Consider the following 19,652-nt stretch of genomic DNA (forward strand, 5'->3'; position numbering starts at 1 on the left):
TAATTCGTAATATTTGGCCGTTGATTAGAAGAGGAAGTAAGCAATGCTGAGGAGCAACTTACCAGCAATACAATCAGCGCTGTAAACAATAGTTTAGAGGATGGTTTTTGCCATCCTTTTTTGTAAATTATTGGAACAGCTCTATGGCTAAGAAAAACCTTTTACGCCTCTAGATTTTTATAAAAAAGATACCACTGAATAAACTTTTTTCTCCGACTTATGGTAAGTCCCCGATGAATATTAAGATTACCTTTCAGATGGCCGAAAAAAGATTCTATTCCGTTTGTTGTTTTCGGGATTTTATGATTTTGCAGGAAGATAAACATATTAGGCAAAGCCTTTCTGATAACCGAAAAACACCTTCTCACCAGTTTGTGGGTGTACCAATATCTTCCGGTTTCCTGACTGTATGATTTTTCATTCAAAAATTCCTTATGCTTTTCAGACCAGTCCAAAAATTCTTTGATCCAATATTGTTTTTTGACTTCATTATCAATAAAATGAAGTTTGCAGACAATTTCACGCAACTCAAAACCAGCTACAGACTTTGGATAGGCGGAAAGCCATATTTTGCACATCCTCTGAATATGAACAAGACATCTTTGAACAGGAACTTTCGGGCAAACTTTACGGATGGCTTTCAGTAAAGATTTGTCACCATCACAGGTTATGCCGCCAATTTTCATTCCCAAATTAAGAATGTTTTCCAAATCCTCTTTCAGTTCTTCATAATGCTCTCCGTCTATAATTCTGTAAAGTTGGGTTTGTTTAAAAACATTGTCTCTGTAAACCACCAGGCAGATTTCATTGGAGAAATAAGTGCCGTCGATGAGCAGATAAACCTCCTTGTTCTGGCTGTAACTGAGCTTTGGAGCTTTCCTAAGCATAACATTAAAATACCGCTGAAGAGTACTGACCGAATATCCGGATTCTGCTGAAATTTGCTCATAAGTTTGTTTTCCGATAATCCATTTTTTAAACCAAATTTCTTTGTTTTTCAAGCTCACAGATTTATTCTCTGCAGTAAAATAAATGCCACAATTTTTACATTTAAAACGACGCTTACCGTTTTGTTTTCCCCAGGAAATTACATCCAGGCTTTTGCAACTCCAACAACGATTTTTTTTGAATTTTCAGCCATAAAAAAAGTTTATTGAAACAAAGTTCAATAAACTTTCTGTATCATCAGTAACAATCGGTATTACAATGAATTTCACCAACTATTTTTGACTATTAAACCACAAAAAAGAATACACCAAAGCTATCGACGCCTATTTAGATTTAGATAAAGTGTATCCTAATGATGCTGAAGTTTATTACGGAATTGGTCAGGTATACTATGATCATCTTAAAGACAATGAAAAAGCATTGGATTATATTGCCAAAGCCTATACGATTTATACAACTCAAAAATCACCTTACAGATCAGATGCCGAAGCAATTATCGGATATGTTTATAAAAAAATGAAAGATGAAGGCAAAACGGATAAATTTAAAGAGATTCTGAAAAAGAACAACATACAGTTCGATTAAAAAACAAAAAACTCCCAAATCGGGAGTTTTTTTATTTCTTTCTCTTTGATTTCGAGATTGATTTCTGTTGCGCTCTGTTGGCTCCGAATTTTTTAGGAGCTTTTCTTTTGGAAGGACCACCCCAGTTTTCTTTTTTGTTTTTGTCTTTCTTCTCATGAAAGGCTCCACCACCATCAAACAGTTTTGTCTGAGCCGGATTTTTCATCAGAATAACATCCTCTTCCGAAACAATTTTCTTAGGATTGATCTTCACTTCTTCAGGGAAACCGATATACTTCAGTTCTTTATCCATCAGTAATTCGATATCTAAAACTAAAGTTTCTTCTTTTTTGGCTACAAAAGTAATGGCTTTACCATCTTTATCTGCTCGACCAGTTCTACCAATTCTGTGAATATACTGTTCAGGAACTTCAGGAGTTTCAAAATTGATAACATGCGTAATATTGGAGATATCAAGCCCTCTCGCCATAACGTCTGTTGTGATCAAACCTCTTATTTCTTCCTTCTCAAAGCTTTTCATAGCCTTCAATCTGTAGTTCTGAGATTTGTTGGAGTGAATCACATCAAATTCTTCAGGAAAAAGTTCATTGATTTTTGTAAATAATAAGTCTGAATGTTTTTTATTATTGGCAAAAATCAAAACCTTAGACATATCTTCATTGTTTTTCAACAAATGCTCCAGCAAATTGATTTTCGTATTAAAGTTTTCAACTTTATAAGCCGTCTGCTCAATTTTCTCAAGTGGAGTTCCTGATTTTGCCAATGAAATTTCAATCGGACCTGCAAAATACTGGTCCAACATTTCGTCCACAGCTTCTGTCATCGTTGCAGAGAAAAGAATATTCTGTCTTTTTTCTCTCATCATTTCGAAAATGTGAGTTAACTGCGGTCTGAAACCTAAATTAAGCATCTCATCAAACTCATCAATAATCAGCTTTTGAACCTCTCTTAATGAAATGGCATTATCAATGGCTAAATCCATGATTCTACCCGGAGTTCCAACCAAAATATCACAACCGTCATTAAATAAAAGCTTTTGCGTATTGATGTTCTTCCCACCATATATTCCGATTACTCTTGCAGTAATATTTTCTGTCAGTTTTTCGACAATTTCAGTTACCTGAACCACCAATTCTCTAGTAGGAACCAAAACAACAACCGTTGGATTTCCTGTCTTATTATATTTCCAGGTCTTCAAAACCGGAAGAAGATACGCTAAAGTTTTTCCTGTACCCGTCTGTGCAATTCCCATTACGTCTCTTCCTGAAAGGATCGGACCGATACTCTTCTCCTGAATTGGAGTAGGCTCAAATAAGTTTAAATCTGCTAAAACATCAAGAACTTTTACCGGAAGGTCAAAGTCTGCAAAAGTGAGTTTTTCCATTTTGCAAAGATAGTCAATTATTTCCATTGTTAATTTGGCTCAAAAACAACAATATAATTATCAAAAATTAAATCTAGTTTTTTAAATTAAATGAGTGAAATTTATCAAATATCAATGTTCTTATTCTCAAGGAAATTATTGAATCTTTATGCTTCTACTGACTATTTTAATATCATCGTCCACAAACTCACTTGTTGTAACAATTACAAATCCTTTCTTCTTTGCATCTTTTTTAATTGGAAACTGATCACTCTCCCATTGCGAACAGTGAGTCGAAATAGGTTCTACCAAAGGAGTCCAATCTGTCTTATTTAAGGTGTAAACATAAAAAGGATGCCAACAACTTGTACACCAATCGGGATAAAACCCTATATCATCTTTTCCGTCGTTGTTTAAATCTTGAAGGTTATGGAGTGTTCCACCTTTTGCAGGAGAAATAGTAAATGATTTTAATTTTTTATCACTAAAATAAATTAGAGATTCACATATTCCATCACATTCCTCACCGCAATCATTAATTTTGATGTATGCATATTCTTTGATTCCATTTCCGTCAAAATCTCCTAAAATACCTTCGTCAGGTTCTTTTTGAGCATGTAAACATAAACTTAAAAAGGTACATAACAAAACTAATTTTTTCATCAAAATTAAATCAAATTTGCTATTTTCTTGTAATCCTCAACAAAAGAATCACAACCAATAAACTAGAAAAAACAAACCCTAAACACCCTACCAAAGACATCTCCCCAATTCTTGGTCCTGATTCTGATACAAAAACAATTGCCGTTGCAATAATATTTGCACCTAGAATCATAGCTAAAATTAAATTGATAATACTTGATTTTATCAGCTGGTTCGTTTTCTCTATATTTTTAATCTCACTTGATATCGTAAACTTATTATCATCCAGTTTCTGTAAAACAGAACGCAGCTCTTTAGGAATTTCGTCCACATTATCCGTGAAATTCATCATTTTATCCATTCCGGATTTGAAGAGTTTTTTCGGACTGATCTTTCTGGTCAATATTTTTTTGGTGTAAGGATGTAAACTTTTTACAATATCCAAATCGGGATTGATGGTTCTGCCTACACCTTCTATTAAGCCAATTCCTTTGAATAAAAGGTAAAAATAGTCCGGCATGTAGAGCTGATTGTCTTTCAACACATCTTTCATCTTGTTGATGATGATATGCGGATCGATATCTTTGAGTGAAGTACTGTGAACGAAATTCAAAACTTCCTCCACATCATTTTCAAATCTTCTTTCATCAGGAATTTCATAGCTAACCGCCATCTTTTTGAGATACCTAACAATTTTACCGGAATTTTTAGCGACAAAAGCGACAATCAGACTTTCAAGAATTTCTTTGTCATTAGGTTGAATTTTTCCGACGGCTCCAAAATCGATGAAGACAACTTTCCCATCTCTTTTTACCAAGATATTTCCGGCATGAGGATCGGCATGGAAAAATCCGTAATCTAAAATCTGAGAAACAAAAAGTCTTAAACCAACTTCAGAAACGACAACAGGATCAATTTGATTTTTTAAAAGTTCTGTTTTATCGGTTACTTTTATTCCGTCAATGAATTCCATGCAAAGGACATTATTGTTCGAAAATTCGTCATATATAATCGGAACGTAAGTTTCTTTATTGTTTTTAAAATTTAAAGCAAACTGTTTGATATTATTTCTTTCATTAACTAGTGAAACTTCTTCCAATAAAGACTTTTCGAAAGTTGCGATGGCTTGTTTTAAATTAAGTTTTGAGCCAATTTCAGAATAAGTCGAAATCAACTTCACCAAATCTTTAATGAGCAGCAAATCATCTTCAATGACGCTGAGAACGTCAGGTTTCTTGATTTTTAAAATGACTTCTTCTCCCGAAATTAAAGTAGCTCTGTACACCTGAGCGATAGAAGCTGTAGCCAAAGGTTTTGCAATAATTTCCGAGAAATGCTCATTGACAACTATATTGAATTCATTTTCCAGAATTTCGTCGACATTCATTTCGACCACTTCTACCCGATCCTGAAGTTTTTGCAACTCCTGAATCAATTCTGGTGGAAGCAGATCTTCACGGTTGCTGAATGTCTGTCCCAGTTTTACAAAGGTAGGACCGAGTTCTTCTAAAACAAGACGGATTCTTTCGTAAACGGTTCCTTTAGAAATAATTTCATCAGACGGCGCAGAACTTTCTTCCGGTTTTTTGCCCATTCTGGCAATCATATCTTTGAAGCCGTATTTGCTTAAAACGGAGATTAAACGAGCGGATCTTTTCAGCTTTCGCTGTTGTTTGTCAAACATAATTTTGAGGATGAATTGAATTGCAAAGTAAGTTCAAAAATTATTCCTATTGGATTGTAATTTAAAAATGAAATTTCATTAAACTATTCAACAAAAACATATTCATCATAATGTCCTAGAAATTTCACATTACAGCCTAAAGCAATTATTTCATCAATTGCATTTTGAGACAGAACATTATGCCACTCACTGGCGACATTGATAAAGAAAAAGTAATTTCCCAAGCCCGTTTTCAGTGTTCGGCTTTCGATTTTGGAAAGATTCATTTTTCGCCATGCAAAAACGGAAAGCACCTGATGAAGACCTCCGGCATGATCTTCGGGAAGCGTAATAAGCAGAGACGTTTTTTCTGAAGTTTTTGGTAAATCGATCTGTAAATTTTCCTTATTTTTTGAAATTACAATAAATTTGGTGTGATTCTGCTCAAAATCCTGAATGTTTTCATGGACGATTTTTAAACCATACAATTTTGCTGAATATCGATTGGCCACTGCTGCCCATTTTTCGTTTGGATTTTCAGAAACCAATTTTGCGGCTGCAGCTGTTGAACTGTAATCCTGTGAATGAATATTTTTATAATGATCATGTCTGAAATGAAAAGTCTGCGCCAAGGCCTGAGGATGCGAAATGATTTTATCAAAAGTCTCGTTATCAGGATGAATCATCAGATGATGCGCAATTGGCATCACCAATTCAGTTTCAATAAAAACTTCAAAATCATAGAGATAATCGAGTGTCATAGAAACGGTGCCTTCAATAGAATTTTCTAAAGGAACGACGGCTTTATCGACTTCATTATTTTTCACGGCATTGAAGCAATCTAAAATACTCGATTGTGGAATTAATTCTTCTTCAGCGAAAATCTGTGAGGCTGCCAGCTGCGTGAAACTGGCGTGTGGGCCAAGGAATGCTATCTTCATGAGACAAATGTAGAAAATATTGAGGAAGCTGCTCTAAATATTACAATAATTATAATACATGTTCATTCATCTTTAAAACTAACAATAAATCCCACCAAATGGCAGGATTTAAATTGACTCGATATTCTTTTTTTTTACTTTTCCTTCAATTCTATGGGATTATTAGTTCTCTTAACCGATTTTTCAAGTTCTTTCTCAACATTTTTAGTATTTCTGTTGAGTTGAATAACATTTCCATCTTTCATCACGAATCCAATTGAATTGCTTTGAACAAACATTTGTCCGATATTTGAATTTATATTTTTAGCACGGTCGTCAAATAATTGATTCAGTTGTTTTTGGGAAATTTCTTTTTCATTTTTATAATCATCATCTAATTTTGGATTAGTAATATTTTTAATTTGGGTAAGCTCAAAAGAATGATTTTTCTCTGTATCTTCAATTTGTATGATTAAACCGGGAAGATTATTAAACTTATAGGGTCCATCTTGAATGGTAATTTCAGGACTAAACCAGGCAATCCACTTTCTACCATATAAATCCGTAGTTGCTTTTTGACATTTCAAATTATTGATGGTTCTCGTTTCCTTAGAAATATTCCATTTGATTGGTTTAGCTTCAGTTAATTTAAATTTAATCCCGCTGTCTTTGATATGATAGACTACTGAATTTTTAGAATAGTTTTTTGTAACGGTGTAGATGAGATTTGGATTGTAATAAGGATAGCTTACCTTAATTGATTTATTACTTAATAATTCTTGTCGTAAAGAGTCTGAAACATTTTTAAATGAACTATAAAACACTGAATTTTTCATATCTGAATCTAAATTCATATAATCTGTAAGCACCGAATCTTTTTTTGTAACATCCGGAACAAATTTATATTCGTAAACAAATCTTTTCTGTGAATAGGTTGTAACGAAGGTTAGGCAAATCAGCAGTGCAAGAATTTTATTTTTCATAGAATTGTGATAAAAAATATTTCTGAAATATACAAAAAAATCCCGCCAACAGGCAGGATTATATTTAAAATTCAAGTCAAGATTTACTCCCACTCAATCGTTGCTGGTGGTTTGCTTGAAATATCGTAAGCTACTCTGTTGATTCCTCTTACTTCGTTGATAATTCTGCTTGACACCGTATCTAAAAACTCGTAAGGAAGTCTGCTCCACGTTGCCGTCATAAAGTCGATGGTGTTGGCAGAACGAACTACTGCTGTGTATTCATACGTTCTTTCGTCACCCATTACTCCTACAGATTTTACCGGAAGGAGAACTACAAATGCCTGAGAAACTTTCTCATACAAATCATTTTTGTATAATTCTTCGATGAAAATATCATCAGCTTCTTGCAAGATTTTCACTTTTTCAGCATCTACAGCACCTAAAATTCTGATTCCTAAACCAGGACCAGGGAAAGGATGTCGGTGTACCAAATGATGAGGAATTCCTAATTCTTCACCGACTTTTCTTACTTCGTCTTTGAACAGTTCTCTTAAAGGTTCCAGCAATTCAAATTCCATTTCTTCTGGAAGTCCGCCCACATTGTGGTGAGACTTGATCACTGCTGAAGGACCGTTCACCGACTGACTTTCGATCACGTCTGGATAAATGGTTCCTTGCGCTAAGAATTTTGCCCCTTCGATTTTATGAGATTCTTCGTCGAAAACATGGATAAATTCATTTCCGATGATCTTTCTCTTGGTTTCCGGATCATCTACTCCTGCTAATTTTGATAAGAATCTTTCTGAAGCGTCTACCAATTTGATGTTCATATTAAAATGCTCACCATAATTTTCCATTACCTTAACGTCTTCGTCCTTTCTTAAAAGTCCGGTATCTACGAATATGCACTGCAATTGATCACCGATTGCTTTGTGAATCAAAACTGCAGCAACAGAAGAATCCACACCTCCTGAAAGTCCAAGGATCACTTTGTTGTCTCCTACTCTTTCTTTGATTTCTTCAACTGTTTTGTCGATATAATTCGTCAGTTTCCAGTTTTTCTCTGAGTCACAGATTGCAAATACGAAGTTCTCCAACATTTTTTCACCTTCTTCTGTGTGAGAAACTTCTGGGTGGAACTGCACGCAGTAGATTTTCTTTTCTTCATTAGAAATAGAAGCAATTACACCAGATTTTGCGTTCAAATCAAAACCTGCAGGCAACATTCCCACTTCGTCGAAGTGACTCATCCATACGACAGAATTATCTGTCACTCCTTTCAAGAGAGAAGATTCTTTTACAATTTCTAGATGTGCTTTTCCGTACTCACCTTTTACACCTTTATGTACTTTTCCGCCCAAAAGGTGTGCGGTAAGCTGCATTCCGTAGCATATTCCCAATACAGGAATTCCCTGTTCATACAATTCTTTTTCAACCAAATGAGCGTTTTCTGCATTTACAGAGCTCGGACCACCTGAAAGTATGATTCCTTTTGGCTGTTTTTCTAAGATTGTTGCTAATGGTGTATTGAATGGTAAAATTTCGGAGTACACGCCCATCTCACGGATTCTTCTTCCGATAAGCTGGTTGTACTGAGATCCGAAATCTAATATGATAATACCGTTGTTCATTTTCTATAATGTTGGATGTTGGATGATAGATGTTTGATGCCATTCAAACTTATCACATAACTTTAAACTTAATTCTTTTTACTTTTAACTTGTTTCTTCCTAGCCCTGATGGTAGCGGCATCCTTTTTTGTTATTGTGATTGCGAAATAGTTTAATAAATTACTTCAAGTCCCTTGCAATGACAAAAAAGATACAGTGGACAGCAGGTTCCCGGCTTCTAATAAAAAAAGCCCCGAAAAATCAGGGCATTATATTAAAATTTACCGATGTCTTCTCTGTAGAAACTATAATCAAAGTGAACATGAAGTGCGTCTTCATATACTTTCTTTCTGGCTTCGTCGTACGTAGCTCCGGTAGCAACTACGTTCATTACTCTACCTCCGTTAGAAACAATTTTGTCCCCTTTCTTGATAGCTCCTGCACACAACACCTGGCTGTGTTTTGCTTTTTCTATTCCTGTGATTTCAAAGCCAGTTTCGATGTTTCCAGGGTAACCACCAGAACACATTACCAGACAAACTGCTTTTTCGTCTTTGAATTTAAGATCCAGATCTTTTCCGTTCATACAGTCGTTGATTACGTCTAACAGATTGTTTTCCATCAACGCCATCAAAACCTGAGTTTCAGGATCTCCGAATCTCATGTTGTATTCTAACAGATAAGTTCCGTTTTTAGTCACCATCAATCCGAAGAAAATGATTCCTTTGAAACTGAAACCTTCAGCTTTAAGACCTTTCAATGTTGGCTCTAAAATATTTTTTTCAAAATCTGCAGTATGCTCTGCTGTAAATTCAGGACTTGGCGCCACAGAACCCATACCTCCTGTGTTTGGACCTTTATCACCGTTTCCTGCTTTCTTATAATCTTTAGCAGCAATACAAGGGAATATTTTTTCACCGTTTGAGAATGCAATAATTGATGCCTCAAAACCTTGTAAAAATTCTTCAATCACCAAACGGATACCAGCATCTCCATAGATTCTTCTGATCATGAAATCATGGATGGTAGCTTCAGCTTCTTCAACTGTATCACATATTACAACTCCTTTTCCACCAGCTAAACCACTAGCCTTAATTACCAAAGGATATTCCTGAGTCTGTACATATGCTTTCGCCTCATTGTATGAATCAAACACTACCGCTTTTGCTGTTTTGATATCATAGGTCTGCATAAATTTCTTAGAGAAAGCTTTACTTCCTTCAAGACTTGCCACTTTCTGGTTAGGACCGAAAACTTTAAGATCATGTTTCTTAAATTCATCCTTCAAACCAGCGACCAAAGGAGCTTCAGGACCTACAATCGTAAGATCTACTTTTTCTTTTATCGCAAAATCTCTCAATTCTTTGATTTCTGACATATGAACATTTTGCCCGATTGCATCTGTAGACGCGTTTCCGTTGGCAAAAAACATTTTAGTAACTCTATTGTCCTTTTGAAGTTTTGCTGCCAGTGCAGATTCTCTTCCACCTTCACCTATGATTAATATTCTCATACTTTATTTATTTCTAGTCTAGTTTACAAATATATAATTTTGAATGCTATAAATACAATCTCCAATTACTATTTTAATTCAATTTTAATGAAAGAAATGTCTTACACCCGTGAACATCATTGGGATTTTGTGTTCGTTGGCAGCATCAATACTTTCCTGATCTTTTACACTTCCACCAGGTTGAATAATTGCTGTAATACCTTCCTGAGCGCAGAAATCTACCACATCACGGAAAGGGAAAAATGCATCAGAAGCTAAAACCAATTCTCCTGTGAATTTTTCTTTTGCTCTTTCGATGGCCTGCTGCGTTGCCCAGATTCTGTTCACCTGTCCGCCTCCGATTCCGAAAGCCTGGATTCCGTTTGATACAACTATTGCGTTTGATTTTACATATTTAACCACTCTCTGAGAGAACAACAAGGCTTTTTTCTGCTCTTCTGTTGGTTGAGTTTCAGTAACCACTTTAATATCATCAGAGAAAATACTGTCGTTATCCTGAACCAAGATTCCACCGTCAACTTTTACCCAAGTCTGCTTGTCTGAAACCGGATTAACGATTTTTATAATTCTTAAATTTTTCTTTTTTCTTAAAACTTCCAACGCGTCCTCGTCAAAATCAGGAGCCATTACGATTTCAAGGAATGTTTTGTTTAATTCTTCAGCCGTTGCAGCATCAATTTTGAAGTTGGCAGCAACAATTCCACCAAAAATAGAAACCGGATCACATTCGAAAGTCTTCTTGTATGTTTCTAAAGCTGAAGTTCCGATTGCTACTCCACAAGGTGTAGAATGCTTCACTGCACAACAAGCCATTTCGTCTTTAAATTCAGTGACCACTTTCCAGCAAAGATCCATATCACGAAGGTTATTGAATGATAATTCTTTACCTCCCAACTGTTCGAAATCTTTCATCGCACCGTTTTCAAAAGTAGAAACGTAGTATGCTGCAGTCTGGTGTGGGTTTTCTCCGTATCTTAAGTCTGAAACTTTCTTGTATGAAGCGCTTAAATAAGTCGGGTAATCTTCGTCTAAAAGCATTCTTGAGATGGCCGCGTCATAAGCTGAAGTCAGATTAAATACTTTTCCGGCTAATTTTTTACGGGTTTCAATGAAGGTGTCACCGTTTTGCTCCATTTCGATTTTTACTTTTCCATAATCTTCAACGTCAGTAATAACGGTTACAGAATCGAAATTTTTAGCAGCCGAACGAAGCATTGAAGGACCTCCAATGTCAATGAATTCTACTTTTTCGTGTAATGAAATGTTTTTGTTTACATTTTCAAAAAACGGATACAAATTCACAATCACCATGTCGATCAAACCGATATTGTGCTCCTGAACAGTTTTCATGTGCTCTTCGTTTGAACGAACAGCCAATAAACCACCGTGAACTTTCGGGTGTAAAGTTTTCACTCTTCCGTCTAACATTTCAGGAAAATCGGTTACCTCATCAATCTGAATCGGATTTAAACCAGCGTCTTTTAAATGTTTGAATGTACCTCCTGTAGAGATCAACTCATAATTTTGAGATTCTAAAAACTGTGCGAATTCTGTTAATCCACTTTTGTCAGAAACACTGATCAAAACTCTCTTGCTCATAGATTTTTCATTTTTTGAAGCGAAAATCGCAGGATTGCGATTTTCACTCATTTTTACTTTTGCCCTTTTCAGGACTCTTTCAACTTTTACTTTTTACAGTTATTTCAAACTGTAGACCGGTTCTTTCACCTCCGATCTTACTTTTACTTAGATTTTTAACTTTTTCGAAATATTCTTTTTTATCTAAGTGTGTCTTTTATTTTATTAAGAGATGCTTCGACAAGCTCAGCATGACATCTCTAATACTAACTGTATTTTTTCGCCTTTATCAGGTTGAGCATATCGAAGCCTTTTACTACTAATTTCCCAGTACTTTATTAATCGCTAAAGGAAAGATTTCATATTCAATTTTATGAACTTTTTCTGCCAAGGTTTCGGGAGTGTCGTTTTCTGTGACTTCGAATGATTTTTGAAGAATTGCTTCTCCTTCATCGATTCCAACGGTTACAAAATGAACGGTTGCTCCGCTTTCTTTTTCTTTAGCTTCGATTACAGCGTTATGAACGTGATGTCCCCACATTCCCTTTCCACCGTACTTCGGAAGTAAGGCCGGGTGAATGTTTATAATTTTTCCTGCCCAATTTTCCACAAACTCTGGTTTGAGAATGGATAAAAATCCTGCCAAAATGATTAGGTCTGTATTTTCAGGAATAATTTCACCCAAATCACTGCTGAAGTTTTTCCCTCTCGGAATCAACACCGTTTCAATGTTATGTTTTTTTGCTCTTTCAAGTCCGTAACATTCTCTGTCGGCAACAACTAAAGATACTTGTGCATTCTGGATTTCTCCGCTGTCAATGGTATCAACAATTCTCTGAAGATTGGTTCCTGAACCCGAAACGAGTATAACTAAGTTTTTCATTAATTTAGATAATAGATTTCAGATACCAGATTTCAGATTAAAAGCCTGTCGTCTGATATCTAACTTCTGATGTCTTTTTAGAATTTCAAATCTATCTTTTCAGCTCCTTCTGTGATTTCTCCGATTTCGTAAGCGTCGTCTAAAAGGTGAAGCACTTTTTCAGCATGCTCAGGATCAACGACTACAATCATTCCGACACCCATATTGAAGGTTCCGAACATTTCTTCACGAGCAATATTTCCTCTTTTTTCAAGCTCTAACATTACGCTAGGAATCTGGATTTTTGAGGCATCGATTGAAGCACATAATCCTTCACCGATAATTCTTGGGATATTTTCATACAAACCGCCACCTGTAATGTGAGCAATTCCTGAAACTTCCACTTCTTCGATTACGCTGTGAATATCTTTGAAATATAATCTTGTAGGAACCAAAAGTGTTTCATATAAAGGTTTTCCTTCAAATTCTTCTTCAAAATCAGGGAAGATTTTTCTTACCAAAGAAAATCCGTTTGAGTGGAATCCTGAACTTGGCAATGCTATAATTTTATCTCCAGTTTTGATTTTAGAACCATCAATAATCTGGTCTTTTTCTACAATTCCTACGCAAAATCCTGCAACATCATAATCTCCTGGCTGATACATTCCCGGCATTTCGGCAGTTTCACCACCAATCAATGCACAGTTATTGTCTTTACAAGCTTTAACCATTCCTAAAACGATTTCTGCAGCGATTTCAGAATCTAATTTTCCACAAGCTAAATAATCAAGGAAAAATAAGGGTTTTGCACCGTGACAAAGGATGTCGTTGGCACACATTGCAAAACAGTCTACACCAATAGAATCGTATCTTTTTGAATCTAAAGCGACTTTAAGTTTCGTTCCTACTCCATCAGTTCCAGAAACTAAAACAGGGTTTTTGTATCCTCCAATTTCGTAAAAAGCACCGAAGCTTCCCAAATGATTCAATACATTGGAATTGTGAGTTTCACCCACCGCTTTTTTGATTTTATCAACGGTTTTGTAACCTTCTTCTTTGTCTACACCTGCAGATTTGTACGTATTGCTCATTATTATTTCGATTTTTAGATGCTAGATTTCAGATTACAGACTGACATCTTTTATCTTTTTATATTAACTTTTAATTTGATTTAAAGAAAATAAAAAGCCGACAATCTTGGTAGATTATCGGCTGATGTTTTATCTGAGAGTTTCAGAGTCCACAGTTTTTCCATTAAGGGAAAAACATTCTTTGAAAGTGGACTGAATCTTCATCTTTTTTCTTTTTGCAAAGATATTAATTTTAAGTTAATATTCAAATGCTATTTTTCTAAGATTATTTCAACTGCCGAAATCTTCTTTACAATATCACGTAACTCGCTGTTTTTTTCGTCATTAGAGATCTTCTGAGCTACCTTATCGAATTGATCATTAAAGAAAGGAAGTGTGAAAGTACCAATGATATTTCCACCATGTAAAGGAAAACGCTTTTCAGCAGCTTCTAAAACACCTAAACCACCTCTTCCACCCGGAGCTGTTGCCATTAGCAACATAGGCTTTTCGTTCCAGACTGCTCTCTGTTTAATTCTAGACGTCCAGTCGAAAACGTTTTTAAAGGCCGTTGAATAAGTTCCGTTATGCTCGGCTAAAGAAACCAAAAGTACATCAGCACCGTCGATTTTTGAAGCAAAATCAACTGCCTCCTGCGGAACTCCGCTTTCTACTTCTCTTTGATGTTTGTAGATAGGCATTTCAAAATCGTTCATGTCGACGATTTCTATTTCTGCGTTTTCAAATAAAGTGGTAGCGTATGTTACAAGCTGTCTGTTGATTGATGTGTCGGAATTGCTTCCTGCGATGGCTAGGATTTTCATTGTTAATTATATTGGTTTAAAATTTATTTTAAAAGAAATAACCACCTCGTCAAAAATTCATTCTTAATTTTCGCCACCCCACCAAAGGAGGGGAATTGAGTTGATAATTTTTATACTAAAAAATTGGTTTGCGAAAATATGATTATTTATTTTAGATACGCCGGTAAATCCATAGGAACTTCCATTAAAAGAATTTCGGTATCTTCTACTGCTTCGATGTTGAAACTTTGGGTGTCCCAGATTCCTAATCCGTCTTTTTCTTTTAAGATTCTGTCGCCTACTTTTGCGCTTCCTTTTAATACAAATGCATACACTCCGTTTCCTTTTTTATTAATCGTGTAGTTTTTACCGTTTCCTTGTGTGAAATTGGCTAAATTAAACCAGGCATCCTGATGAATCCAAACACCATCATCGTTTTTATTTGGAGATAATATTTGTTGAAAACCATTAATTTTCTCTCCGTCTTTGATACTTTTCTGATCGTATCTTGGCTCTACATTTTCTTCTCTCGGGAAAACCCAGATCTGTAAGAATTTTACTGCTTCATCTTTATTTTGATTGTATTCGCTGTGCATTACACCAGTTCCGGCACTCATCACCTGAATTTCTCCTTTTTTGATAACAGCTGTGGTTCCCATAGAATCTTTATGCTCTAAGTTTCCTTCCAACGGAATTGAAATGATTTCCATGTTTTTGTGAGGATGCGTTCCGAAGCCCATTCCCTGAGAAACCGTGTCATCATTTAAAACTCTCAACACTCCGAAGTTTGATCTTTCTTTGTTCTGATAGCCTGCAAAACTGAAAGTATGGTAAGAATTTAACCAACCGTGATCTGCGTGACCTCTTGAATCTGCTTTGTGATATACTGTTTTCATATTGTAGATATTTTTTTGATTATTTATAGTACAAATGTACAGTTAGTGTATTCGGAAAATATTGATGTAAGGTAAGAAGTGATTTTATGTGAATTGTGAATGGTCAATTTTCTTCGAAGTGAATTTTAGAGCCTGGATTATTTTTTGTGAATAGTAAGTTTTAGCTAAAGCCCATCCCAGCTATGTAATGAAAAAGCGGACTAAAGTCCGCTCCTGTTGATATTTTTATGTAAATTTTTTATTTAAATCAAATTCTTAATTCTAATTTTCAATATTGAATCTTAATATTGAATTTCAAATTCTGAATTGCAAATTTCAAATCTCAAATTCCAAATCTCAAATTTAAAAATGTACCTGCTGAATTTCCTCTTCGATTTCCTGAGGATTTGCGTCATCCGATTTAATAAAAATCATTGTTAAGACTGCGCCGAGAAGCATACAGATTCCACCAACGACAACATAGCCTATTGCGTAATTTCCAAAGGCACCTTTTACAATCGGGCCACCAAAGACACCGTTGATGATTTGTGGAATAACGATGAAGAAATTGAAAATTCCCATAAAAACGCCCATTTTTCTTTGCGGAATTGCGTCTATCAGCATTGCGTATGGCATTGCCAAAATACTTGCCCACGCAAAACCAAGTCCGATCATCGAAATCCAGAGCAGTGAAGTATCTTTAATGAAATACATTGAAATCAGTCCTAAACCTCCACAAAATAACGCTAATGCATGCGTTTGTTTTTTACCGATCCATTTCGCAATCGGAGTTAATAGAAATGCAAACGGGATTGCCCAGAGATTGTACATTCCAAATAATTTACCTGTAAGATCACCGGCTTTGTTGAATTCAACAGAATGCGTATCCTCAGGAGACAATCCGAAATGATGCGTGGCTAAAGCACTTGTCGTGAAAACCCACATGGTAAACAGTGCAAACCAAGAGAAAAACTGAACTATTCCTAACTTTTTCATTAAGGTTGGAATTTTCGCAAAGTCACTGAAAATATCTGATAGTTTTGACGGCTGTTCTACTATTTCACTTTGTCCTTCAAATTCAGCAAATTCTTTCGGAGAGTATTCTTTTGTAGTAACAATTGTATAAATAATGGTTAATAAAAGTATTCCTGCACCGCAGTAAAAGGCATAGATCACATTATCGGCAACGAAACCCTCTTTAGCGACATTCGAGATGCCTAATTTGGTCAGCCAATCCGGCAGATAAGATCCGATCACGGCACCAATCCCAATCAAAATGGTCTGCACTGAAAACCCTAAAGTTCCCTGATGTTTTGGAAGCATATCTCCTACCAGCGCACGGAACGGCTCCATCGCAATATTAATGGAAGCGTCCATCATTGCTAAGAAAATAACAGCCAAAAGTAAAACGTTGGCCGCCATCATCTGTGTTGCTGAAGCTGCGTTGGGAAGTAAAACCAAACCGATGGCACAGAGAATCGCTCCGATCAGAAAATAGGGCTTCCTTCTCCCCAAAGGACTCCAAGTATTGTCGCCCATATGACCAATAATCGGCTGAACAATCAAACCTGTGATGGGCGCAACCAACCAAAACCAAGAAAGCTCATGTACATCAGCACCGAAATTTCCAAGAATACGGCTTGCATTTCCGTTCTGAAGGCCAAAAGCCATCTGAATTCCTAAAAATCCCATGCTGATATTGATGATCTGGGCCATTGAAAGATTCGGTTTTTTTACTCTTCCAAATTTACCCGCATCATGTTTTCCTACCATCTCTGCCATTATTGCTTCAGTTTTTGGATTAATACATCTTCGATTGCTGTTTTTTCGACCACAACTTTATCCGACACATCATTTGGAATTGTCATTGAAAGTACATATTGTTTCACTTTCCATTGTCCGTTGATTTTTTCTACTACTCCCGAACCACGGCAGATTTTCATCTGAGTATTCAATAATTCATCAAACCAAGCCAGTTTTCCGTCTTTGCTGAAGTAGACATTTCTTTTTAATGAACTAAAATTCCAGGTTCTCTTTTTATAGAAATATGGTTTTGCCCAAACCATAAATTCCTTTTTACTCCAAACCTCTGTTGCATCGGTACCGATGAAAGTAGATTCTTCAGCGAAAAAATCAAAATACGTTTTGTAATCTGCTTTTGCAGCAGCAATATTGAAAGCATCGAGCATTGTAGCAATGTCCTTTTTGTCTTTCTCAAATTTCGCTTGTGCTGAAATTGTTGTAAAGCTCCCGACTAATAGGAAAACTGTTATGAATAATATTATTTTTTTCATTTTAATTTATTTTCTTTTTCTACTCACTAAATAGCGCTAATTTTTTTCACGAATGAAACTCATGATTTTGAAATTTTGGAACTATTTATATAATTCGTACTTATTTCAATTCAATGACCATCGAAGTTCTGGCAGGAACAGTAAGATTATTCTGGAGTGACAATTCTTTTTCTGAGATTATATCCTTTCCTTTAGATGAAGATTTTATAGCTTCTGAAAATCTTTTTAAATCCACAACTTCTTCTTTTTCATTAGCATTCACTACCACCATTACCGTTTCTTTTTCGTTGTATCTAAAGTAAACAAAAACATTATTCTGAGGAACGAAATTTTTAGTTTTCCCAGTGTGGATGACATCTTTTCCTTTTCTCCAGTTTAATAGTTTCTGTGTAAAACTATGAAATTCCTTCTGTTCTTCGGTTTGAGAAGCCGTATTGAAAGCATTTTGCCTGTCTGATTTCCAGCCTCCAGGAAAATCTCTTCGGATGTCTGCGTCGCCACCTTTATTTTTATCGCCACGCATTCCGATTTCGGTTCCGTAGTAGATTTGAGGAATTCCGCGAACGGTCGATATGATCGTCATTGCCATTTTGTAAGCCTTTGGATCATTATTAAACATTTCATTCCACCTTTCGGTATCGTGATTTTCAAAAAAAACGAGAAGATTGTTGATGTCCGGATACAGGAAATCATTCGTGAAACTATTATAAAGTCTATTCATTCCGTTGTTCCAGCCTTCTTTTTCCTTAATGGCTTTCGGAAGTTCATCATACAGAGGAAAATCCATTACCGATGGTAAATTTGAATTGTAATTGACGGCTTCTCCTGTTTTAGAGTCCTTCTGCCAAGCAGAAATTTGTCCGGCAGAGCTCAACCATGTTTCTCCTACAATATTGAATTTCGGATATTCATTGGTGATAGCTTTTGCCCATTTCGCCATTGCTTCCTTGTCGTTGTACGGATAGGTATCGACACGAAAACCTCCTAGTTCAGCATATTCAATCCACCAGATCGCATTTTGAGTCAAGTATTTTAAAACCAAAGGATTGCTTTGATTAATATCGGGCATCGAAGTATCAAACCAACCATCCAGCGCTACTTTTTTGTCTGCTTCGGAAGCATTCGGATCAAACTGAGACGTGATTTTGTAATTGGAACGTTTGAAACCTTTATCTCCATCATCAAACCAGTGAATCCAGTCTTTTGTTGGTAAATCCTTAATGAGCCAGTGCGAAATTCCCCAGTGATTGGTCACATAATCCATCACCAGCATCATATTTCTTTTGTTGAGCTTTTGAGAAAGTTCTCTGTACTCTTCGTTGGTTCCGTATCTTCCGTCGATTTTGTAAAGGTCAGTTTGTGCATAACCGTGATAAGAATATCCTTTTTCGTTGTCTTCGTTTACCGGTGTCAGCCAGATTGCAGTCGCTCCTAAGTTTTGAAGATAGTCAATATTATTGATGATCCCACGCAGATCTCCACCATGGCGGCCGCTGGGAAGACTTCGGTCTGCTTTTTCAGTAAGGTTGGGCTGAGAGTCATTTTTTTCGTCGCCATTCGCAAAACGGTCGGGCATGATGAGATACATCAGATCTTTTGAGGTGTAAGAATTTCTGTTGGCAGAATTTGGATTCCTATCTTTTAATTCATAGGTATATGAACCGACGTTTTTCTTTCCGTTTTTAACGTTGATTTTAAACTTTGAAACATTGATTTCATTCGTATTTAAAGTTACAAAAACGTAATTTGGGTTTTCGACTTTCTGAATGTCTTTTGCTTTGATCTCATCTGAAATTTCAATCTCGTTTTTAGCAATGTCTTTTCCGTAAATAAGGAGCTGAACTTCAGGATTCTTCATTCCTTTCCACCAGAATGCAGGTTCCACTTTTTCTAAAGGCTTTTGAGAAAAGGCTAAGACTGCTGCAGAAATAGCAATTACTGAATATATTTTTTTCATTTAA

General features: G+C 35.9%; 17 protein-coding genes. 1 reads left to right on the forward strand and 16 read right to left on the reverse strand.

The annotated features are described in order from the left end of the window. Nucleotides 1-161: 161 nt before the first annotated feature. Nucleotides 162-1,007 carry a transposase gene (locus AR685_RS04460; RefSeq protein WP_228376390.1) on the reverse strand — a complete coding sequence of 282 codons (846 nt, stop codon included), beginning with the start codon at nt 1,005-1,007 and terminating at the stop codon, nt 162-164. A 283-nt stretch (nt 1,008-1,290) separates the two neighbouring features. On the opposite strand from AR685_RS04460, the gene AR685_RS04465 reads away from it, so the two are divergent. Beyond that, entirely contained in the window at nt 1,291-1,533 is a 243-nt protein-coding gene (locus tag AR685_RS04465) for a hypothetical protein (protein WP_059123863.1), read from the forward strand. 31 nt (nt 1,534-1,564) lie between these two features. Here the strand turns inward: AR685_RS04465 and AR685_RS04470 are convergent, their stop codons facing one another. From AR685_RS04470 to AR685_RS04540, 15 genes are all read right to left on the reverse strand, one after another. Next, a complete protein-coding gene (locus tag AR685_RS04470) occupies nt 1,565-2,917 on the reverse strand; it encodes a DEAD/DEAH box helicase (protein WP_059123864.1) in 1,353 nt (450 codons plus the stop codon). A 135-nt stretch (nt 2,918-3,052) separates the two neighbouring features. Then, on the reverse strand, nt 3,053-3,559 hold the full coding sequence (locus tag AR685_RS04475) for a hypothetical protein (protein WP_059123865.1): 507 nt from the start codon (nt 3,557-3,559) through the stop codon (nt 3,053-3,055). Nucleotides 3,560-3,578: 19 nt separating this feature from the next. Continuing rightward, a complete protein-coding gene (locus AR685_RS04480; RefSeq protein WP_059123866.1) occupies nt 3,579-5,222 on the reverse strand; it encodes an ABC1 kinase family protein in 1,644 nt (547 codons plus the stop codon). Between the two features lie 83 nt (nt 5,223-5,305). Continuing rightward, complete coding sequence (gene pheA / locus AR685_RS04485; RefSeq protein ID WP_059123867.1) at nt 5,306-6,142, reverse strand: prephenate dehydratase; 837 nt, start codon at nt 6,140-6,142, stop codon at nt 5,306-5,308. 134 nt (nt 6,143-6,276) lie between these two features. Beyond that, entirely contained in the window at nt 6,277-7,104 is an 828-nt protein-coding gene (locus AR685_RS04490) for a GLPGLI family protein (RefSeq protein WP_059123868.1), read from the reverse strand. A gap of 83 nt (nt 7,105-7,187) precedes the next feature. Then, nucleotides 7,188-8,717 carry a glutamine-hydrolyzing GMP synthase gene (guaA, locus tag AR685_RS04495; protein WP_059123869.1) on the reverse strand — a complete coding sequence of 510 codons (1,530 nt, stop codon included), beginning with the start codon at nt 8,715-8,717 and terminating at the stop codon, nt 7,188-7,190. Between the two features lie 253 nt (nt 8,718-8,970). Then, nucleotides 8,971-10,209 carry a phosphoribosylamine--glycine ligase gene (purD, locus tag AR685_RS04500; RefSeq protein WP_059123870.1) on the reverse strand — a complete coding sequence of 413 codons (1,239 nt, stop codon included), beginning with the start codon at nt 10,207-10,209 and terminating at the stop codon, nt 8,971-8,973. Between the two features lie 84 nt (nt 10,210-10,293). Next, nucleotides 10,294-11,808, reverse strand: coding sequence for a bifunctional phosphoribosylaminoimidazolecarboxamide formyltransferase/IMP cyclohydrolase (purH, locus tag AR685_RS04505; RefSeq protein WP_059124137.1), 1,515 nt, complete (start codon nt 11,806-11,808; stop codon nt 10,294-10,296). Nucleotides 11,809-12,106: 298 nt separating this feature from the next. Next, nucleotides 12,107-12,670: a phosphoribosylglycinamide formyltransferase gene (gene purN, locus AR685_RS04510; RefSeq protein ID WP_047442887.1), complete on the reverse strand. Its 564-nt coding sequence runs from the start codon at nt 12,668-12,670 to the stop codon at nt 12,107-12,109. 77 nt (nt 12,671-12,747) lie between these two features. Next, nucleotides 12,748-13,740 carry a phosphoribosylformylglycinamidine cyclo-ligase gene (gene purM / locus AR685_RS04515; protein WP_047442886.1) on the reverse strand — a complete coding sequence of 331 codons (993 nt, stop codon included), beginning with the start codon at nt 13,738-13,740 and terminating at the stop codon, nt 12,748-12,750. 251 nt (nt 13,741-13,991) lie between these two features. Beyond that, nucleotides 13,992-14,543 carry an NADPH-dependent FMN reductase gene (locus AR685_RS04520; protein ID WP_059123871.1) on the reverse strand — a complete coding sequence of 184 codons (552 nt, stop codon included), beginning with the start codon at nt 14,541-14,543 and terminating at the stop codon, nt 13,992-13,994. A gap of 146 nt (nt 14,544-14,689) precedes the next feature. Continuing rightward, nucleotides 14,690-15,418 carry a pirin family protein gene (locus tag AR685_RS04525; RefSeq protein WP_047442884.1) on the reverse strand — a complete coding sequence of 243 codons (729 nt, stop codon included), beginning with the start codon at nt 15,416-15,418 and terminating at the stop codon, nt 14,690-14,692. 342 nt (nt 15,419-15,760) lie between these two features. Next, complete coding sequence (locus AR685_RS04530) at nt 15,761-17,179, reverse strand: MFS transporter (RefSeq protein ID WP_052187698.1); 1,419 nt, start codon at nt 17,177-17,179, stop codon at nt 15,761-15,763. Then, a complete protein-coding gene (locus AR685_RS04535) occupies nt 17,179-17,691 on the reverse strand; it encodes a nuclear transport factor 2 family protein (RefSeq protein WP_059123872.1) in 513 nt (170 codons plus the stop codon). The genes AR685_RS04530 and AR685_RS04535 overlap by 1 nt, the downstream gene beginning before the upstream one ends. Before the next feature lie 100 nt (nt 17,692-17,791). Then, nucleotides 17,792-19,648 (reverse strand): glycoside hydrolase family 13 protein, encoded by a 1,857-nt coding sequence (locus tag AR685_RS04540; protein ID WP_047442882.1) that lies wholly within the window; start codon nt 19,646-19,648, stop codon nt 17,792-17,794. Between the last annotated feature and the right edge of the window lie 4 nt (nt 19,649-19,652).

It is taken from the genome of Chryseobacterium sp. JAH (genome assembly GCF_001507335.1).
Classification (GTDB): domain Bacteria; phylum Bacteroidota; class Bacteroidia; order Flavobacteriales; family Weeksellaceae; genus Chryseobacterium.